Consider the following 4065-nt stretch of genomic DNA (forward strand, 5'->3'; position numbering starts at 1 on the left):
GACGTCGAGCAGCCTCGGCGAGCGTGCCCCGGCCAAGGACATGTTCACCCCAGGTGTCTTCGTCATCATCCTCGGCGTCTTCGGCGTCGGAATGGTGTTCGGCTCTACGCTGACCGCCCTGACCGCGCTGACCAACGACATCGGACGACCGGAGGAGGCCGGTCTCATCTACGGGGTCATGGGCATCGGTTCGGCGGTGCTGGCGATCTCTGTGGCGCTCTTCCCCGCATCGTTCGCGCTGTGGGCCCGGCTGCTGTGCTTCGCGCCGATAATGGGCACCGGGTCGATCATCCTCGCGTCGACGGAATCGATGCCGGTCATCGTCGTGGCACTGCTGCTCATGGGCATGGGAATCGGACCGAGCCTGGTGACCCTGTTCAGCCTCGCTGCCGAACGCGCCCCGCTCGGGCGGTCGGCGACCGTGATGTCGATGGCGGGGTCGGCGATCATCGTCGGCCAATCGGTGTCCTCAGCGGTCAACGGCATCCTCGCCGAGGATCTGGGGACGGCCGTGGCGATGGCTGTTCCGGTGGCCGCCTCGGCGATCGTCCTGTGTGCCGGTGTGCTCAACCTGTTCGTCGACAGACGCGGCGATCGACGAGGCGACAAGCCGTCACGCAGGCGCGTAGCAGAGGCCGATGAAGAGATCTGAATCACTCTGAATTTCCGCTTTTTGGGACAGCGTGTCCCAGGCATTGCCAGGTGTGACCACGGCAAAACCGAGGAGTAGGATGTCCGCTGGTCCATCGTGAAGTGCGCCACGGATCGTGGCCTCTCACACCACTACGGAAAGCACACAATGTCTTCAAGCACCTCGACGACCGAGGCCGTCCGCAGCGATACCCGCTTCTTCGGACACCCTCTGCCGCTCATGCAGCTGTTCAGCCTGGAACTGTGGGAGCGATTCTCCTACTACGGGATGAACGGCATCCTCGCCATCTACCTCTACTTCAGCGTCACCGACGGCGGCATGGGGATGGAGCAGGGCACGGCCGTGGGGATCGTCGGTGCCTACGGCGGTGCCGTCTTCCTCGCCACCATCCTCGGCGCCTGGCTCGCCGACCGGCTGGCCGGAGCGGAGAAGGTCCTCTTCTACTCGGCCGTCATCATCATGATCGGCCACATCTGCTTGGCATTCATCCCCGGCTACGGGGGAGTGGCGATCGGCCTCATCCTCGTCGCACTCGGCTCCGGCGGTCTCAAGGCGAACGCCTCGGCACTGGTCGGTGAACTCTACGAAGAGAAGGACCCGCGCCGTGACGCCGGCTTCACCATCTTCTATATGGGCGTGAACATCGGCGCCCTCCTCGGCCCGCTGCTCACCGGTCTGCTGCAGAAGAACATCGGCTTCCACTACGGGTTCGGGGCCGCCGCAATCGGCATGGCCCTGGGCCTCATCATCTACCTCACCGGTCGCAGGAGCCTGCCGCCGGAGTCCCGTGTCGCGGTCAATCCGCTGCCGAAGAACAAGCTCTACCTCTTCTTCGTGGCCGTCGTGGTCGTCGTTCTCCTCTCCGTCATTCTGTGGATGACGAAGATCGTCAACCCTGAAAATCTCGATTGGTGGATCGCCGGAGTCTCTGCCGGTGCGGCCGCCTGCTACTTCATCGTCATGTACACCTCGCCGCAGACGAATGGCGACGAGCGCTCCCGCGTCCTTGCCTATATCCCGTTCTTCATCACCGTCGTCATCTTCTGGTCGATGTACCAGCAGATCTTCGGTGTTCTGACCGTTTACTCGGATACGCAGCTCAACCGCTCGATCTTCGGGTGGGAGATGCCGATCAACTGGATCCAGCTGATCCCTGCGTTCTTCGTCATCGTCTTCGCCCCGCTGTTCGCCACGGTGTGGATGAAGCTCGGACCCAAGCAGATCTCGACACCGGTGAAGGCCGGACTGTCTCTCGTGCTCATCGGCATCGGCTTCCTCATGTTCCTGCCCTTCGCTGAGGCCGGCCCCAATGAGACGCCGCTGCTGTGGGTTGCTCTGACCCTGGCCGTGTTCGTCTTCGGTGAGCTGCTCATCTCGCCGGTGGGACTGTCGTTCTCGACGAAGGTCGCACCGAAGGTCTTCCAGTCGCAGATGATCGCCGTGTTCTTCCTCGCCTCGGGTGTGGGAACGGCACTGTCCGGTGTGCTCGGCGGGTACTTCGACACTGCCAATCAGGCACCCTACTGGCTCTCGGTCGGCGGTTCGACGGTCGTGCTCGGCCTGCTCGCGCTCACCCTGACGAAGCCGATGCTGAAGCTGCTGCGCGGAATCCGCTGAGTCCGCTGCCGCGCGAACAGTCACCACCGTACGCAGGTCCCTCCGAGTCACCGGCTCGGAGGGACCTGCGTCATCCCGGGCGACCATCGCTGTCCGAAAGTGTCTCTTCAGCGCGTTGCCGCCGCGCGTCGAGAGGCTGCCCGCTGCGACTCGGACTCTGATGACGGTGTCAGACGCCGATGAAGATGGGCAGCGCGTCAGGGTGGTGGGCGTGGACGATCGTGAGGAACACGAGCGCGTCGAAGAGCAGATGCACCGTGACCGTATAGGGCAGTGACTTCGTGCGAGTGAAGATGAAGGCCTGCACGAGTGCGAAGGGGATCGTCAGCAGCGGCCCGATCGACCGGTAGCCGAGCTCCCAGAGGAACGAGACGAAGATGATCGTGGTGAAGACGTTCGCCGTCCAGAACGAGAAGTGTGTGCGCAGCAGGGCGAAGACCGTGCAGATGAAGAACAGCTCATCCCAGATGCCCACGGCATTGACCCCGAAGAACAGTCGGACGATCTCCGACCAGTTCGTCAGCGGCGGCCAGTTGAGGTAGACCCCGGTGCGCATGAAGTACTGCGGCAGCACCGCCCACGCGACCACGACGACGAAGACCAGCCATGCCCACTCCAGCCGCGACCAGGGTTGGCCGCGCCGCAGCGGGAATTGGATCGTCCGGTCCTGGAATACGTACCGGGTCACCAGCCACGGGCCGATGACGACGGCGGAGAGCACCACACCCATGCGGGCGATGTTCGTCCAGGAGATATCGGCCTCGACCGAAATCGCCGAGATGAGTGCGAGACAGGCGGCGATGATGCTGAGGTCTCTGGCGAAGCGCCGATTGACACTCCACGCGGTGACCAGAGCAGCGAGCATCGGACCGTACCCGAAGGCGCGGACCTGCGGAAACGTCGTTCCCACACCGAAGAGCACAACTGCCGAGACTGCCAACAGGGCAGCCGCGGCAGCCTCCCAGCTGATCGGTTTCAACTGCGAGGGCGCGATGGTTACTGCTCGGTCAGTGTCCACGCTCCACACTGTAGACGAACCCGGCGCGAGCTGCACTGGATGACCCGACGCGACTCGCACCGTATGGTCCGGTCCCGGCCGCACCGGACCATCGGGCCCGGCCGTATCGAATCGCAAGTAGGATCGAAGCGAGGGAAGGACATCATTGGACCCAGAGGACTACTCCGAGCTCATCTGCTCCGAGCTCATCGCCGATCTGGCGCCGAGTCTGCACACCGAAACGACGCCGCTGCGCACCGCCGCCGGACGCACCACGGTGACGGACATCACAGCCCCGCGATCGGTGCCCGGCTTCGCCGCCTCGGCGATGGATGGGTTCGCCCTCGACGGCGCTGCCCTGAACGCAGCCCGCGACGGCACGTCCATTCGAGTCGTCGGCGACATTCCCGCCGGTCACGGCCCCGTCGCCTTGCAACCGGGATGCGCGGTGCGGGTGATGACGGGAGCTCCCGTGCCCACCGACACCGAGGCGGTCGTTCCCGTCGAGCTCACCGACGCTCAGCAGGCCGGTCCGGCCCCCGAGGCCATCCGGATCGATTCTCTTCCCGAGTCAGTGCCTCCTGGCTGGAACATCCGTGCAGTCGGCGAGGACATGAGCCGGGGTGACATCGTCCTGACCGCGGGGGAGCGGATCACCTCGGCCGGGGTCGGCACGCTCGCGATGCTCGGCATCATCGAGATCGGCGTCGTCCGCAGGCCCCGCGTCGGCCTGATCGTCACTGGTGACGAAATCCAGGGTGCTGATCGGTCGGATGGGACCCTCACCGAGGCGGCCGCC

At 64.7% G+C, this 4065-nt stretch carries 2 protein-coding genes and 2 pseudogenes; 3 read left to right on the forward strand and 1 reads right to left on the reverse strand.

The window, feature by feature from the left end:
* Positions 1–652, forward strand: a pseudogene (locus AD89_RS0117510) (MFS transporter); the annotation flags it as partial.
* 147 nt (positions 653–799) lie between these two features.
* Positions 800–2269, forward strand: a complete 1470-nt coding sequence (locus tag AD89_RS0117515; protein ID WP_025780948.1) for a peptide MFS transporter — start codon at positions 800–802, stop codon at positions 2267–2269.
* Between the two features lie 169 nt (positions 2270–2438).
* Here the strand turns inward: AD89_RS0117515 and AD89_RS0117520 are convergent, their stop codons facing one another.
* A complete protein-coding gene (locus tag AD89_RS0117520) occupies positions 2439–3296 on the reverse strand; it encodes a CPBP family intramembrane glutamic endopeptidase (RefSeq protein WP_442853641.1) in 858 nt (285 codons plus the stop codon).
* Between the two features lie 136 nt (positions 3297–3432).
* On the opposite strand from AD89_RS0117520, the pseudogene AD89_RS0117525 reads away from it, so the two are divergent.
* Positions 3433–4065 (forward strand): annotated as a pseudogene (locus AD89_RS0117525) (molybdopterin molybdotransferase MoeA); the annotation flags it as partial.

It is taken from the genome of Brevibacterium sp. VCM10 (assembly GCF_000583215.1).
In the GTDB taxonomy this organism is placed as follows: Bacteria; Actinomycetota; Actinomycetes; order Actinomycetales; family Brevibacteriaceae; genus Brevibacterium; species Brevibacterium linens.